We start from the raw sequence: 14795 nt of genomic DNA on the forward strand, positions 1-14795 counted from the left end.
ACGAGACCTCCGCACCGAGGGTGCCCGCGCGCGCCGTCACGCCCCCCGGTCGCCGTCGCCGGTCCGGCTCCAGCGCGGGTCGGGCGGCGGTGGACCCGGAGGCGCCGGGCGCGGCCACGCGCCTGCGGGCGCGGCGTACGGGGATCCCGCCGGGAGCGCACCGGCGTGGCCCATCGGGTCCGCCGCCGGCGCCCCGACGGGGACCTGCGTCCCGCCCGGCGACGCCGCGGGGAGCCCGCGCCGCAGGTCGACGGCGGGGCTGCGCAGCTCGGGCCGGACCCGGGACCGGGACCGCGCCACCAGCGCGACGTAGGCGCCCATCGCGAGCACGTCCAGCCCCACGACCAGCAGGCCCTCCAGTCCGGTCAGGGTCGCGTCGGTGTCGGCGCCGTCGCCGAGCAGGCCGGCGATCACGAAGACCAGCACGTTGTTCACCGCGTGCAGCACGATGGCCGCCTCGAGCCCGCCGGTCAGCGACACGACCGCGGAGGCGGCCAGCCCGAACACGAACCGGTCGAAGAAGGTCAGGAAGTCCGGGGGGAGGTGCGCCGAGGAGAACAGCGCGGCGGTGGACACGGCGGCGACCACCGGCCCCGCCCGCGGTGCGCGGGTCCAGGCGGCGATGGCCTGGCTGAGGTACCCGCGGAACACGTACTCCTCGGCCGCCGACTGCAGGGGTGTGGTGAGGACCACCACCAGCAGCAGCCAGCCGAGCGCGGGCACCGGTCCGGTGATCGGCTCGTCGGTCAGCAGCGAGAGCCCCACCGAGATGGCGATCCCGGCCCCCAGCGTGGCCAGGGCGCGCCAGGTGTAGGGCAGGAACAGCCGCCAGCGCAGCCGCCCGAGCACCGAGGAGGACCAGCCGATCCGCAGGCCGTGCGGCACCGCCCAGCACAGCCAGACGATGGGGATCGCGACGATCAGCGAGGAGTTCGTGACCAGCAGCACCCAGGGGTCGGTGAGGTCGACGAACGCCAGGTCCGGCCCGATGCCGGTGACCAGCGCCACCAGCACCACCACGACCGAGGCGACGGTGTAGACGACGCCGAACAGCAGCAGCCCCAGCACCGGCCGCCACCACGCCCAGTCCCGGGCCCGCATGAGGAACGGGTAGGACTGCGGGGTGTCGAACGGCGGTGCCCCGGGCGGCGTCACCGGCCGGGGTGCCCGCCGTCCGCGGGTGCCGGTCGCGGGCGGGCCGGGGACGGCGCCGGGCGGTGGCCCGGCCGGCATCCCGATCGGCACCTGCGGGGGTGCTCCGTAGCGGGCGGTCGCCGGCGGGCCGGCGTACGGCTGCACGGCGTCCGGCTGCACGGCGTCCGGCCGGCCGGCGTCCGGCCGTGCCGCGTACGGCAGGCCGCCCCAGGCCACCCCCGCGCCGTTCACCGGCCGGCCGGTCCACGGGCCGGGCCAGCCTGCCCCGGTCACGCGCTCGCGGTCCCGCGGGCGGCCGCCAGGCGGGCGAGCGTGCGCTCCCGGCCGAGCAGCTCCATGGACTCGTACAGCGGCGGGGAGACCGTCCGGCCACTGACCGCCACGCGCACCGGACCGAACGCCTGCCGCGGCTTGCGCCCGAGGCCCTCGACGAGCGCCTCCTTCAGCGCCGACTCGATGGCCGGGGTCGACCAGTCGGGCAGCGCGGTGAGCGCCGTGCTGGCGGCGTCGAGCACCTCGACGGCGCCGGCGCCGAGCTGCTTCTCCGCGGCGGCCGGGTCGATCTGCACCTCGTCGGTGAAGAGGAAGCCGAGCAGCCCCACGGCGTCGGACAGCACGATCATCCGTTCCTGGGCGAGCGGCGCGATCGCGGTGAGCACGGCGGCCTGCTCGGGGGTCGGCGGGTCGGTGACCAGCCCGGCGCCCGCCAGGAAGGGCACGACCCGGCGGATGAACTCCTCCACCGGCAGCGCGCGCAGGTGGGTGGCGTTGATCGCCTCGGCCTTCTTCAGGTCGAAGCGGGCCGGGTTGGCGCTGACCCGGGTGACGTCGAAGGCCTCGACCATCTCCTGGACGCTGAACACGTCCCGGTCCTCCGCGATCGCCCAGCCCAGCAGCGCCAGGTAGTTGGTCAGCCCCTCGGGCAGGAACCCGCGCTCGGGGTAGACGTCGAAGTTCGCCTGCGGGTCCCGCTTGGACAGCTTCTTGGTGCCCTCGCCCATGACGTAGGGCAGGTGGCCGAACCGCGGGGTGCCCGACGCGACGCCGATGTCGGTGAGCGCGGCGTAGAGGGCGAGCTGGCGCGGGGTCGAGGGCAGCAGGTCCTCGCCGCGCAGCACGTCGGTGATGCCCATCAGCGCGTCGTCGACCGGGTTGACGAACGGGTACAGCGACACGCCGTTGCCGCGCACGAGGACGAAGTCCGGCACCGACCCGGCTCCGAAGCGCACCTCGCCGCGCACCAGGTCGGTCCAGGCGAGGTCGTCGTCGGGCATCCGCAGGCGCAGCACCGGCAGGCGGCCCTCGTCCCGGAAGGCGGCCTTCTGCGCGTCGGTGAGGAACCGGTCGGCGTTGTCGTAGCCGAGCTTGGGGTCCTGCCCGGCGGCGAGCCGGCGGGCGTCGACCTCCTCGTTGGTGGAGTAGGACTCGTAGGCGTGACCGGACTCCAGCAGCCGCGCGGCCACGTCCCGGTAGATCTCGTGCCGCTCGGACTGCCGGTACGGACCGTGCGGGCCGCCCACCTCGGGGCCCTCGTCCCAGTCGATCCCGAGCCAGCGCAGGCTGGCCAGCAGGTGCTGGTAGGACTCCTCGGAGTCGCGGGAGGCGTCGGTGTCCTCGATGCGGAACACCAGCCGACCGCCGCAGTGCCGGGCGTGGGCCCAGTTGAACAGCGCCGTCCGCAGCAGGCCGACGTGCACCATCCCGGTCGGGGACGGGCAGAACCGGGTCCGGACGACGGGCGCCGCCGGCTCGCTCATCGGCTGCCGCCCGCGGTGGAGGTGCGATCGGCGCCGGACACGGTGTTGGTCAGCGTCCCCAGCCCCTCGATCGTGCACTCCACCCGCTGCCCCGGCGCGATCGGGCCGACGCCCGACGGGGTGCCGGTCAGGACGACGTCCCCGGGCAGCAGGGTCATCACCTGGGAGATGTAGGAGATGAGCATCGGCAGGCCGAAGATGAGCTGGCTGGTGCGGCCGGACTGGCGCGGCTCGCCGTCCACGGTGCAGGAGATCGCCAGGTCCGCCGGGTCCTTGCCCAGGCCGGCCAGGTCGGTCTCGATCCACGGGCCGAGCGGGCAGAAGGAGTCGAAGCCCTTCGCCCGGGTCCACTGGCCGTCGCTGACCTGCATGTCCCGCTCGGAGACGTCGTTGCCGATCGTGTAGCCGAAGACGCTGGCCATCGCCTGCTCCTCGGTGACCGACCGGGCGCCGCGCGCCCCGATGACCACCGCCAGCTCCACCTCGTGGTGCACGTTGGTGCTGCCGGGCGGGATGCGGATCGCATCGCCGGGGCCGATCACCGAGGTCGAGGGCTTGAGGAAGATCAGCGGCGCCTTGGGCGCGTCCCCGGTGACGCCCTTCATCTCGGCGACGTGGTCGGCGTAGTTCTTGCCGATGCAGACCACCTTGCTGGGCAGGATCGGCGAGAGCAGCCGGACGTCGGCGGCGGCGAACCGCTGGCCGGTGAAGGAGATCTGCCCGAACGGGTGGCCCTCGATCTGGGCGACCTGGCCGTCCCCGTCGAGGACCCCGAAGGACATGCCGGCTGGGTGGGCGAAGCGGACGATGCGCACGTCCCGAGATTACGTGCGCCGCCGGGCGGTCCGGGCGGCGGCTACGGTGCGGCATGGCCTGCCGGATCACCGAACTCGCCGTCGACTCGCGGGACCCCGCCGCGCTGGCCGCCTGGTGGGCGGAGGTGCTGGGCTACGAGGTGATCGACACCGACGACGACGGCGCCGTCGAGATCGGACCGCCCGGCCAGGGGCCGGAGGGCCCCGTGCCGACGATCGTCTTCGCGCCGGTCGCCGACCCGACGCCGGGCAAGCTGCGCCTGCACCTGGACCTCAACGCCACCGACCGCGACCAGGACGCCGAGCTCCAGCGGCTGCTCGGCCTCGGCGCGACGCCGGCCGACGTCGGTCAGGGGCCGCTCGGCGACACCATGACGTGGCACGTGCTGGCCGACCCGGAGGGCAACGAGTTCTGCCTGCTCCGCAGCACGGTGGCCCCCCTCAGCGGTGACGCACGGCGTAGGTGAGCGCGTCGACGAGCGCGTGCCAGGACGCCTCGACGATGTTGTCGTGGACGCCGACGGTGGTCCACTCCCCCGCGCCGTCGGTGCTGTCGACCAGCACCCGGGTGGTCGCGCTGGTGCCGCCCTTCCAGCCGAGGATGCGCACCTTGTAGTCGGCCAGCGAGACCCCGGCGAGCGCCGGGTACCGGCTGACCAGCGCCTCGCGCAGCGCGTTGTCCAGCGCGTTGACCGGGCCGTTGCCCTCGGCGGTGCGGATCACCCGCTCGGCCCCGCCGTCCTCGGTGGGGACGTGGACCTTGACGGTCGCCTCGCTGACCACCACCCCGTTGCCCCAGTGCTCCACGGTGGTGCGGTAGCTCTCCAGCTCGAACAGGGGCGCGGGCGCACCGGGCAGCTGGGCGCGCAGCAGCAGCTCGAAGGACGCGTCGGCGGCCTCGAAGGACCAGCCGTCGGCCTCGAGCACCTTCACCTGGTCGACCACCCGGCCGATCGCGTCCGCCTGGCCGGCCAGGTCGACGCCGAGCTCCCGGCCCTTGAGCTCGACCGAGGCGCGGCCGGCCATCTCGGTGACCAGGATGCGCATGTCGTTGCCCACCACGGCCGGGTCCAGGTGGTTGTACAGCTCCGGGCTGACCTTGATGGCGCTGGCGTGCAGGCCCGCCTTGTGGGCGAAGGCCGACACCCCCACGTAGGGCTGGTGGTCGTCGGGGGCGATGTTGGCCAGCTCGGCGATCGCGGAGCTGACCCGGGTGAGCTCGGCCAGGCACCCCTCGGGCACCACCGGCAGGCCCATCTTGGTGACCAGGTTCGCGATCAGGGCGAAGGTGTCGGCGTTGCCGGCCCGCTCCCCGTAGCCGTTGGCGGTGCCCTGCACGTGCGTGACGCCGGCCTCGACCGCGGCCAGGCTGTTGGCCACCGCGCAGCCGGTGTCGTCCTGGCAGTGGATGCCCAGCCGGCCGGAGGTGCGTGCCCGGACGTCGGCGACCACCCGGTGGACGCCCATCGGCAGCATCCCGCCGTTGGTGTCGCACATGACCCCGACCTCGGCGCCGGCGGCGAACGCCGTCTCCAGCACCCGCACCCCGTAGTCGGGGTCGGCGGCGTACCCGTCGAAGAAGTGCTCGCAGTCCACGAAGACCCGCCGTCCGGCGGCGACCAGGAAGGCCACCGTGTCGGCGACCATCGCGAGGTTCTCCTCCAGCGTGGTGCGCAGCGCCTCGCGCACGTGCCGGACGTCGGACTTGGCCACCACGCAGACCACCGGCGCGCCGGCGTCCAGCAGCGCCCGCACCTGCGGGTCGTCCGCCACGCGCACCCCCGCCTTGCGGGTCGCCCCGAAGGCCACCAGCTGGGCGTGCCGCAGGCGCAGCTCGTTGCGCGCCCGGGCGAAGAACTCGGTGTCCTTGGGCAGGGCGCCGGGCCAGCCGCCCTCGATGAAGCCGACCCCCACCTCGTCCAGCAGCCGGGCGACCGCGAGCTTGTCGGCCACCGAGTAGCTGACCCCCTCGCGCTGGGCTCCGTCGCGGAGGGTCGTGTCGAAGACGTGGAAGTCGGTAACGGTGGCCACGGGAGCTCCTGGGTGCGGTTTCGACCCCGAACACGAAGAAGACCCCCCGGGTACGGGAGGTCTGCGCGCAGTCGGGGAATGACTGCGCGCTAGCTGATGATGATCGTGCGCGGGGTGTGCATCCCGGTCAGTGAAGCACGCAGCCGGCCGTTCGTGGAACGGGCCGTCCAGACAGTGGGACAGCGAGCCCAGGAGGCGGACCTGTCCCGGGCGGCCGCACCGGCCGCCGTCCACCGGCCGTGACCGCAGCGTCGATCAGGTGACCTGACCACCGGCTGTCCTCCCGCACCAGCGTGGCTGCAGGCGGACAGCGTTCGATCAGGTCACCTGATCGATGCCGGGGGTCTGGTTCAGCCGCCGGCGAGCGCGGCCAGCCGGTCGCCGACCTCGGCGGTGCGCACCTGGTTGCGCGGGTCCCGGGTGGACACGTCGAACGCGACCGCGGCGTTGACCTTCTTGGCCAGCTCCGTGCGGCCGAGGTGCTCCAGCAGGAGCCCGACCGACAGCACGGTCGCGGTCGGGTCGGCGACGCCGGTGCCGGCGATGTCCGGGGCCGAGCCGTGCACGGGCTCGAACATGCTGGGGTTGGTGCCGGAGACGTCCAGGTTGCCGCTGGCCGCCAGCCCGATGCCGCCGGTGACCGCGGCGGCGATGTCGGTGACGATGTCGCCGAAGAGGTTGTCGGTGACGATGACGTCGTAGCGGGCCGGGTCGGTGATGAAGAACATCGCGGCCGCGTCGACGTGCTGGTAGGCGACGGTGACCTCCGGGAACTCCGCGGAGACCTCTTCGACCGTGCGCGACCACAGCGAGCCGGCGTGGGTCAGCACGTTGGTCTTGTGGATGAGCGTGAGGTGGCGGCGTGGGCGGGCGGTGGCCCGCTCGAAGGCGTAGCGGACGACGCGCTCGACGCCGAAGGCGGTGTTGAGGCTGACCTCGGTGGCCACCTCGTGGGGGGTGTCGCGCCGGAGCACGCCGCCGTTGCCCACGTAGGGCCCCTCGGTGCCCTCGCGCACGCACAGCATGTCGATCACGCCGGGGTCGGCCAGCGGGCTGCGGACGCCGTCGAAGAGCCGGGCCGGGCGCAGGTTCACGTGGTGGTCGAGCTCGAAGCGGAGCTTGAGCAGCAGGCCCCGCTCGAGGATGCCGCTGGGCACGCTCGGGTCGCCGACCGCCCCGAGCAGGATGGCGTCGTGCTGCCGCAGCTCGTCGAGCACGGAGTCCGGCAGCAGCTCGCCGGTGCGCTGCCAGCGCGCCGCCCCCAGGTCGTAGCGGGTGCTCTCCACGTCGGGGGCGACCGCGTCGAGGACCTTGAGGCCCTCGGCCACCACCTCGGGACCGATGCCGTCTCCGGGGACCACTGCCAGGCGCATGAGGTCAGAGGCTATCGGTCGCTCCCGGACCGGCTCCCACCGCACGCGCGGACGCCCCCCGCGAGGGGTGCTCGCGGGGGGCGTCCGGGTGCTGCCGTGCGGTGCCGGTCAGCCGGCCGGGGCGGCCGCCGGGTCGCCGGCGGCCACGGCGGGCGGCAGTTGCGCGGCCTCCGCGCCCTCCAGGACCGGGACGCCCACGGACTGCGCCCGGCCGGTCCCGCCGTCGTTGTGCTGGAACAGCACCAGCGCGCCCTTGTCCCCGCCGATCGCCACGTCGGCCGCGTAGGAGGCCGGGTCCTGGGTGATCGTGAGGACGTCGCCCCCGGCGGCCGGCACGAGCACCGCCGGCCCCCACTCGGCGGAGGTGAAGCTCAGGCCCGGGGTCACCGGGTCGAAGCTCATCGGCTCCGCAGCGAGCTCCGGGAGACCGGCAGACGAGGTGACCGTGCCGAGGTCGTCCACGGTGCCGTAGGCGCTGAACGACTGCACCCCGAACCCGATCCGCCCGGTGATCAGCGGCATCACCGACATCGGCGCGGCCAGGATCTGGACGTCGGAGTCGAATACGTTGGTGTCGATCGCGCCGTCCGCGACGTTCAGGTACCCGATGTAGGGCGCCTCCGCGGGAAGCAGGGTGAAGTTCGAGTCGGTCACCACGACCAGCGGGGCGTCGTACCCCGCGATCCGGACGGTGGTGACCTGGTAGTCCCAGGCCCCGTCGCCCGTGGCGTCGATGAAGACGCCGTGGTTGGTCACCGTCTGCGGCGAGGTGGCCTTGCCGTGCGAGGAGACCCCGAAGTACAGGCCCCCGAACGCGTCGGTGGTCACGCCGACCCGCGCGAGGTCGACCGACCGCTCCAGCTCGGACTTGTAGCAGGTCTCCAGCAGCTCGGTGGTGCACTGGGGCAGCTCGGGGCTGGTGCCCAGCTGCTCCATGCCGGTGACCAGCGAGGTGTAGGAGGTCGGCTGGTAGGCCGGGCCGTTGGCCACCCCCTGACCGGCCAGCGTGATCGAGCCGCCGTCCGGCGCCACCTCGGCCGTGAGCGTCGAGGCGGGCTTCGGGTTGGCGTGCACGGGGACCCGCAGCTCACCGCCCTCGCCGCCGGCCGGGGTGAGCACGACGCGGCCGCTGGCCTCGCCGAGGAACTGCCGCCCCAGGTCGACCCCGCTCTGCGACACGGTCGGGTCACCGGTCTTCAGGAGCTCGTCCTGGACCGCGGTCATCGTGACCGTGAAGGTGCTGGTCCCACCCGGTGCCACCGTGACCTGGTCGGCGGAGAACGTGTAGGTCACCCCGGGCTGCTCGGCCGCGGCCTCGTAGCCGATGCCGTAGGTCGCGGCGGCGTCCCCCTTGTTGGCGACCGTGATGGTCTTGGTCGCCTGGACCTCCTCCTCGGCGACCTCGACCACCCCGAAGGACGCCGACACGACCCCGGAGCCGGCCTCGGCGTAGGCGAGGACGGTGTTCCCGACCGCGGCCCGGGCGTCGAGCCGCCCGGCGCCGACCCGGTTCGGGCCGTACTCGAGGCCGGTCTGGCCCTCCCCGGTGAAGACGTCGTGGGCGGCGGTGTTCATCAGGTCGGCCTTGACCTCCTCCGTCGTCCACTCCGGGTGCGCCGCGCGGACGAGGGCGGTGACCCCGGCCGTCGCCGGCGAGGCCATCGACGTGCCGGAGATGCTCACGCCCCGGGTCCCGGTGCCCACCGCCGCGGAGTAGAGCGTGACCCCCGGCGCCGCGAGGTCGGGCTTGACGCCGTTCTCCTGCCGCGTCCCGCGGGAGCTGAACGTCGCCACGAGGTCGACCTGCGCGGCCACGTCGAAGACGGCGGCGTCCTTGAGCCCGGGCCCGAAGGTGACCGTCACCGTCTGGCCGGCGGCCACCGCGTCGGTGAGGACCTGGCCGTCGCCGGCGGTCACGAGGATGCCGGGGATCTCCGCGACACCGGTGATGCCGGTCTCGAGCAGGTCGTCGTCGGCGACGATGAGGAAGCCGGCCGCGCCGGCGGCCACCGCGTTGGCGCCCTTGACGACCGACCCGCAGGCGAACCCGGCGGCGTCGATGAGCAGGATCCGCCCGGCCGCGTACCCGGCCGGCAGCGGCTCGCAGGCGGCCTCGTTGCCCGTGGGCCCGGCGATGAGGTCACCGACGACGTCGGGCCTGGTCGCGCCGGTGTCGTCCGTGTCGCTGTAGGCGACCGACCGCAGGCCGGGCCGGACACCGGGGACCAGGTCGGCCGGTGCGGTGACCTGCCAGCCGTCGAAGACGCCGAAGCCGTCGTTGGTCGCCGCGACCGCGATGCTGCGCGGCGCGTTGCTCGGCGAGCCGCCGATGTCGTAGCTGTCCCCCGCGTTGCCCGCGGAGAGGACGGTCAGCATGCCGAGCTCCATGGCCCGCTCGACCGCCATGGCGTCGGCGTCGTCGGCCAGGCCGTAGTCCGAGCCCAGCGACAGGTTGATCACGTCGAGGTGGTCCTCGGGGCTGCCGTCACCGTTGGGGTCAAGCGCCCACTCGATCGCCTGGATGGTGAGGTCGGTCGACCCCTCGCAGCCGAAGACCTTCAGCGCGTAGAGGTCGGCCTCCGGGGCCATGCCCGGGCCGACGCTGAGCGTCTTGGGGTCCAGCGTCCCGTAGCCGCCGCGGTAGGTCGACCCGTCGGCGTTGACCCCGTAGCCGGCGGCGGTGCCCGCGACGTGCGTGCCGTGGCCGTTGCAGTCCAGCGGGTTGTCGTCGGGGGCGGCGACGGGGTTGAGCAGGGCGTCGTAGGCGTCGCCGGCGAAGTCCCGGCCGCCGCGCACCTTCACGCTGGGGAAGACCCCGGCCGGCGCGGGCTGCGCCTCGGCCGCCTGCAGGGCCTCGAACTCCGCCACGCTGCCCGAGCCGCCGAAGTCGGCGTGGGTGTAGTCGATCCCGGTGTCGATGATCCCGATGGAGACCCCGCTGCCGGTGTTCCCCAGGTCCTGCCAGGCCTGCACCGCCTGCACCACCGTGGCGGCGCCGGCGTTGCCGACCGTCTTGGAGACGATCGGGTGCACCGCGGACACCCCGGCCAGCTGCTCGAGGACGTCCTGGTCGGCGGCGTCGGCGCGCACGGCCACGCCGGACAGCACGGTGCTGGTCTCGTAGAGGACCGAGGCCTCCGGCACCGCGGCCGGCAGCTGCCCGATGACCCGGTCGGCGGCGGCGACGACCTCACCCCTGGCCGCGCTGGCGGCGGCCCCCGCGGCTGCCGGTCCGGCGGTGGCCAGGGTGTCGCGGTAGACCTGGGAGGTCGCCGGGGCGGCCAGCTCGACGAAGAAGGTCGCCGGACCGCTCTCGGGCAGCTCGGGCGCCCCGGCCCCGGTCCGCGCGGCCTGCGCCGCGACCTCCCGCAGCTGCGCGGCGGTCAGCGGCGCCTGGTCCAGGGAGGACGCCGTCCCCTCCGCCGGCGAGGCGGTCGCGACGCCGGAGCCGGCGGCGGCGGTGAGCGCCGCCGCCACGGCGACGATCCCCGTCCGGACGACGGGTCCTCTGCCGCCCGTCCGGGTCGAACTCCATGCGGTCGGTCCCACGTGCACCCCTGTCAGCTGTTCCGGTCGGACACCCGCTCGGGCAGGGGAGGCCGTGCCCCCGTACCGGCAGGCCGCCGTCCCCGCGTGCGGGCAGGGGCGACGGCCACGAGCGAGATCACCGTGTCGTTCGCAGGTTAGGGGGCCACGGGGCCGTTCGGAGCAGCCGGACGGGTCGCACGGGGCGATGGACCCCGGTGGACCGGATCAGTGTGACGGAACGGTACCGACCAAGCGCGGAGGGTGGCTGCAAGCACCCGACCTCCCGGGTCAGAAGGGGTGCAGGTCCGCCGAGCGGGCCTGCCGGGCCCCGATGCGCGCGGCGATGTCACCGAGCAGCTCCCCGCTGACCGGGCTGTCGACGGTGATCGCCATCAACGCCTCGCCACCCTGGGTGGTCCGGCTGACCTGCGCACCGGCGATGTTGACCCCGGCCTCGCCGAGCGCGGCCCCGACGGCGCCCACGACACCCGGCCGGTCGGTGTAGGTGAAGAACAGCAGGTAGCCGTCGGCGGTGAGGTCCAGGTCGAACCCGCTGACCTCGGTCAGCTTGGGCACCTGGTTCTTGCCGTAGAGGGTGCCGGAGACGGTGACCCCGGTGCCGTCGGCCATCGCGCCGCGCACGGTGATCAGGTTGCGGTAGTCCGGGCTCTCGGTGCTGCTGCCCAGGGTCACGTCCAGCCCCCGCTGGTCGGCGAGCAGCGGGGCGTTGACGTAGGTCACCGGCTCCTCGACGACGTCGGCGAAGACGCCGCGCAGCACGGCCAGCTGGATGACCGAGACGTCGAACTCGGCGATCTTGCCCTGCACGTCGACGTGCACCGACTGCGCCAGCCCGCCGGCCACGGCGGTGAACACCCGGCCGAGCTTCTCCGCCAGCGGCAGGCCCGGCCGCACGTCCTCGGCGACGACGCCGCCGGCCTGGACGTTGACCGCGTCGGGGACGAAGTCGCCCTGCAGCGCCAGGCGCACGCTGCGGGCCACGGCCTTGCCGGCCTTGTCCTGCGCCTCGGTGGTCGAGGCGCCCAGGTGCGGGGTGACGACGACGTTGGGCAGCTCGAACAGCGGGCTGTCCGTGCAGGGCTCCTTGGCGTACACGTCGATACCGGCGGCACCGACCTGCCCGGAGCGCAGCGCGCCGGCCAGGGCGGCCTCGTCGACCAGCCCGCCGCGGGCCGCGTTGACGATGATGACGCCGCGCTTGGTGGCCGCCAGCTGCTCGGCGCCGATGAGCCCGAGGGTCTCCGGGGTCTTGGGCAGGTGCACGGTGATGAAGTCCGACTCCCGCAGCAGCTCGTCCAGGCTCACCAGGCGCACGCCCAGCTGGGCGGCCCGGCCCGGCTGGATGTAGGGGTCGTAGGCGATCAGGTCGACCCCGAAGGCGGCCAGGCGCTGGGCGACGAGGACGCCGATCCGCCCCAGGCCGACCACGCCGACGGTCTTCTCGGTGACCTCCACGCCGGAGAACTTCGACCGCTTCCACTGCCCCTGGCGCAGCGACGCGTCGGCGGCCGGGATGTGGCGGGCCGCGGCCAGCAGCAGCGCGATGGCGTGCTCGGCCGCGCTGACGATGTTCGAGGTGGGGGCGTTCACCACCAGCACGCCGCGCTCGGTCGCCGCGGGGACGTCGACGTTGTCCAGCCCGATCCCGGCACGGGCGACGACCTTGAGCTGCGGCGCCGCGGACAGCGCCTCGGCGTCGATCTGGGTGGCCGAGCGGATGAGCACCGCGGAGGCATCGGCCAGGGCCGGCAGCAGCGCGTCCCGGTCGGCACCGTCGACGTGCCGGATCTCGACGTCCCCGCCCAGCACCTCCAGCACGCTGGGGGCCAGCTCTTCGGCGATGAGGACGACGGGCAGGGTCGTGGTCACGGGTCCACAGCCTAGGAGCGCCCGCCTGAAGTGGGACAACCGGCCCTGATCGTCCCACTGCGTGGACGGCACTCCACGGGGTGGGGCTGCTTGCCCGACGCGACGGGCCCGGCCATCCTGACTGCTCAGCGCCGGTGCGCCGGCCCGTACGGAGGAGACCATGAGCAGCGACCGGGACGACGACCAGGGCCGCCAGGATCCTCAGGGCCGCCAGGAGACGACGCCGTTCTGGCCCCCGGCCCCGGGGGGTGGACAGCCGCAGCAGCCCGACCAGCCGACCTGGGGGCCGGGACAGCACGACCAGCCGTACGGCGGGTCACCGGCGTGGGGCCAGCAGCCGGCATGGGGACAGCAGCCCGCACCGGAGCAGTACGGGCACGGCCAGCCCGGGGCCTCCCCCTACGGCCAGCCCCAGTACGGCGCGGCCCCGTACGGGCAGCCGCAGCCAGGGCAGTGGTCGCCCGGCGGGTACGGCTCCGGGCAGGACGCCGCGCCGGCGCGCCCCGGCGGGGTCGTCACCTCGGCCGTCCTGGGCTTCGTCTTCGGCGCCCTCGGCGTCCTGGTGAGCGTGCTGTTCCTGGCCGGCGGCGCGCTCATCGACGACCTGTTCGACACCATCGAGGAGAGCGATCCCTCCCTGACCGGCGGCCTGGGGACGGAGGAGCTGGACTCGGTGCGCGGCTTCTTCATCGTGCTCGCCGTCCTGGCCCTGGCCTGGACGGTGCTGATGATCTGGGGCAGCGCGCTCGCCGTCCGGGGGCGCACCCGGGTGCCGCTGCTGGTCGGCTCCTCGATCACCGTCGCCGTCACCGGGCTGGTGTTCGTGTTCGCCCTCGTCGGCGCCGCGGCCGGAACGGGGCAGGAGGGCGAGGCGGGCGGCGTCGTGCTGTTCCTGCTCACGTTCGGCGCGGCCCTGGCCATGCTCGTGCTGCTGTGCCTGCGCCCGGCCGCCCGGTACTTCGCCGCCCACCGGCAGCGGCGTCAGTAGTCCCGACGCGGCACGGCCCCCGCAGCAAGCGCTGCGGGGGCCGTCGTACGCGAGGCGCTGGAACGGCCGCCCTCAGGCTCCCGCGCCGAGCCTGCGAGGCGTGGGGGATGGCCCCTCTGCAGGGTCCCGCGCCGAGCGTGCGAGGCGTGGGGGGCAGAGGGGTCCTTCCACCTTCAATCAGCGGGCGGCGGTACCGGTGTAGTCGTCGCTCGCGGAGACCCAGCTCATGAGGCCGCGGAGCTGACGCCCGGTCTCCTCGATCGGGTGCGCCTCGGCGGCGGCGCGCTTGGCCTTGAAGTCCGGCGCCCCGGCGTCCTGGTCGGCGATGAAGCCGGCGGCCCAGGAGCCGTCCTGGATCGCGGTCAGGACCTCCTTCATCGTCTCCTTGACGCGGGCGTCGATGACCTTGGGGCCGGAGGTGTAGTCGCCGTACTCGGCGGTGTCGCTGACCGACCAGCGCTGCTTGGCGATGCCGCCCTCGTACATGAGGTCGACGATCAGCTTCAGCTCGTGCAGGCACTCGAAGTAGGCGATCTCGGGCTGGTACCCGGCCTCGGTGAGGGTCTCGAAGCCGGCGGTGACCAGCGCCGACATGCCGCCGCAGAGCACGGCCTGCTCGCCGAACAGGTCGGTCTCGGTCTCCTCGGCGAAGGTCGTCCTGATGACGCCGGCCCGGGTGCCGCCGATGCCCTTGGCGTAGGACAGCGCGAGGGCCTGGGCCGAGCCGCTGGCGTCCTGCTCCACGGCGATCAGGCAGGGCACGCCCTTGCCGTCGCTGAACTCGCGGCGGACCAGGTGGCCGGGGCCCTTGGGGGCCACCATCGCGACGTCCACGCCGGCCGGGGGCTTGATGTAGCCGAAGCGGATGTTGAAGCCGTGGCCGAAGAAGAGCGCGTCGCCCTCCTGCAGGTTGGGCTCGACCGACTCGGCGTACAGCTTCCGCTGCACGTGGTCCGGCGCCAGGATCATGATCAGGTCGGCCTCGGCGGCCGCCTCGGCGGGCGTGACCACGCGCAGCCCCTCGGCCTCGGCCTTGGGCCGGCTCTTGGAGCCCTCGGGCAGGCCGACGCGGACGTCGACGCCGGAGTCGCGCAGCGACAGCGCGTGGGCGTGGCCCTGGCTGCCGTAGCCCAGGACGGCGACGGTGCGCCCCTGGATGATCGAGAGGTCGGCGTCGTCGTCGTAGAAGATCTCGGCGGCCATCTGGTGGTGCTCTCCTTCGTTCAGCGGAGGGCCAAAATCGCGACTTTGGCCCCGG

General features: G+C 74.0%; 10 protein-coding genes. 2 read left to right on the forward strand and 8 right to left on the reverse strand.

Going from position 1 to position 14795, the window contains the following annotated elements; all coding sequences use genetic code 11:
- Window positions 1-36: 36 nt before the first annotated feature.
- From HL189_RS14785 to HL189_RS14795, 3 genes are read right to left on the reverse strand one after another with little or no spacing between them, the layout of a single operon-like run.
- The gene (locus HL189_RS14785) at window positions 37-1428 is read right to left on the reverse strand and encodes a CPBP family glutamic-type intramembrane protease (protein WP_369134464.1); all 1392 of its coding nucleotides are present in this window, start codon (window positions 1426-1428) and stop codon (window positions 37-39) included.
- Complete coding sequence (gene gltX / locus HL189_RS14790; protein WP_369134465.1) at window positions 1425-2912, reverse strand: glutamate--tRNA ligase; 1488 nt, start codon at window positions 2910-2912, stop codon at window positions 1425-1427. The genes HL189_RS14785 and gltX overlap by 4 nt, the downstream gene beginning before the upstream one ends.
- On the reverse strand, window positions 2909-3727 hold the full coding sequence (locus HL189_RS14795) for a fumarylacetoacetate hydrolase family protein (RefSeq protein WP_369134466.1): 819 nt from the start codon (window positions 3725-3727) through the stop codon (window positions 2909-2911). The genes gltX and HL189_RS14795 overlap by 4 nt, the downstream gene beginning before the upstream one ends.
- 53 nt (window positions 3728-3780) lie before the next feature.
- Here HL189_RS14795 and HL189_RS14800 point away from each other — a divergent pair, with 53 nt between their 5' ends.
- On the forward strand, window positions 3781-4194 hold the full coding sequence (locus tag HL189_RS14800; RefSeq protein WP_369134467.1) for a VOC family protein: 414 nt from the start codon (window positions 3781-3783) through the stop codon (window positions 4192-4194).
- On the opposite strand, the gene cimA is transcribed toward HL189_RS14800, so the two are convergent.
- The 4 genes from cimA to serA form a co-directional block, all read right to left on the reverse strand.
- The gene (gene cimA, locus HL189_RS14805) at window positions 4169-5758 is read right to left on the reverse strand and encodes a citramalate synthase (RefSeq protein WP_369134468.1); all 1590 of its coding nucleotides are present in this window, start codon (window positions 5756-5758) and stop codon (window positions 4169-4171) included. The two genes, HL189_RS14800 and cimA, sit on opposite strands and share 26 nt — an antisense overlap.
- A 350-nt stretch (window positions 5759-6108) precedes the next feature.
- Window positions 6109-7131, reverse strand: coding sequence for a 3-isopropylmalate dehydrogenase (locus HL189_RS14810; protein ID WP_369134469.1), 1023 nt, complete (start codon window positions 7129-7131; stop codon window positions 6109-6111).
- Between the two features lie 108 nt (window positions 7132-7239).
- Window positions 7240-10608: a S8 family serine peptidase gene (locus HL189_RS14815; protein WP_369134470.1), complete on the reverse strand. Its 3369-nt coding sequence runs from the start codon at window positions 10606-10608 to the stop codon at window positions 7240-7242.
- A gap of 339 nt (window positions 10609-10947) precedes the next feature.
- On the reverse strand, window positions 10948-12549 hold the full coding sequence (gene serA, locus HL189_RS14820; protein ID WP_369134471.1) for a phosphoglycerate dehydrogenase: 1602 nt from the start codon (window positions 12547-12549) through the stop codon (window positions 10948-10950).
- Window positions 12550-12709: 160 nt separating this feature from the next.
- Between serA and HL189_RS14825 the strand changes: the two genes are divergently transcribed.
- Complete coding sequence (locus HL189_RS14825; protein WP_369134472.1) at window positions 12710-13537, forward strand: hypothetical protein; 828 nt, start codon at window positions 12710-12712, stop codon at window positions 13535-13537.
- A gap of 177 nt (window positions 13538-13714) precedes the next feature.
- Here the strand turns inward: HL189_RS14825 and ilvC are convergent, their stop codons facing one another.
- Complete coding sequence (gene ilvC, locus HL189_RS14830; protein ID WP_369134473.1) at window positions 13715-14740, reverse strand: ketol-acid reductoisomerase; 1026 nt, start codon at window positions 14738-14740, stop codon at window positions 13715-13717.
- Window positions 14741-14795 lie beyond the last annotated feature (55 nt).

It is taken from the genome of Modestobacter sp. I12A-02662 (assembly GCF_041028325.1).
Lineage (GTDB): Bacteria > Actinomycetota > Actinomycetes > Mycobacteriales > Geodermatophilaceae > Modestobacter.

Bases quoted from the DNA above. Each gene is read 5' to 3' on its own strand.
- gltX (WP_369134465.1), bottom strand. From the start codon at position 2,912: ATGAGCGAGCCGGCGGCGCCCGTCGTCCGGACCCGGTTCTGCCCGTCC.
- HL189_RS14800 (WP_369134467.1), top strand. From the start codon at position 3,781: ATGGCCTGCCGGATCACCGAACTCGCCGTCGACTCGCGGGACCCCGCC.
- HL189_RS14810 (WP_369134469.1), bottom strand. From the start codon at position 7,131: ATGCGCCTGGCAGTGGTCCCCGGAGACGGCATCGGTCCCGAGGTGGTG.
- HL189_RS14825 (WP_369134472.1), top strand. From the start codon at position 12,710: ATGAGCAGCGACCGGGACGACGACCAGGGCCGCCAGGATCCTCAGGGC.
- ilvC (WP_369134473.1), bottom strand. From the start codon at position 14,740: ATGGCCGCCGAGATCTTCTACGACGACGACGCCGACCTCTCGATCATC.